The sequence below is a fragment of the Acidovorax cavernicola genome, from assembly GCF_003581445.1.
In genome coordinates this window covers 1-553 of the sequence record NZ_QXMN01000361.1, presented here as the reverse complement: position 1 = coordinate 553, position 553 = coordinate 1, and the positions used below count along the sequence as shown (strand labels likewise).

General features: G+C 60.8%; 1 protein-coding gene. It reads right to left on the bottom strand.

The genetic code is table 11. The features are described from left to right. Positions 1-117: 117 nt before the first annotated feature. A partial coding sequence (locus tag D3H34_RS33660) for an acyl-CoA dehydrogenase family protein (protein WP_286186602.1) occupies positions 118-553 on the bottom strand: 436 nt, incomplete at its 5' end.

Below are 553 nucleotides of genomic sequence, written 5' to 3'. Positions count from 1 at the left end.
GCATTGAGCACTTCGGGACGATTGAACGTCACGTACAGCACGCGCTCGCGGCGATGGAACTGGATGGTCTTGTAGTCGTCGAAATGCATGGGGTTCTCCGTTGAAAAACTGGCGCGGTCAGAGGCCGGCGTTGGTCCACTTGTAGATGTTGTTGCGCTGGATGGCCGACGAGCCGCCCATGATGGGAATCAGCAGCGCGTCGCGCACATAGCGCTCGGTATCGACTTCCTTCACATAGCCATAGGCGCCAAAAATCGTCTGGCACTCGAGCGCGATGTTCTTCGCAGCCTCGGCCGCGAACAGCTTGGTCATCGACGTTTCCACCGCACAGCGCTGGTGCCGCGTGGCCATTTCCGCAGCGTGGTAAAGCATCAGCTTGGACGCATGCAGCTGGGTCTTCATGTCGGCCAGCTTGTGCTGTATGGACTGGTAATGGGCGATGGGCTTGCCGAACTGCTGGCGCTCGTGCGCATAGGTCCAGGCGTCCTCGAAGGCACCCGTGGCCACGCCCACGGCGACGGCCGCGACTTCGAGCTTTTCCACATCGAGACCG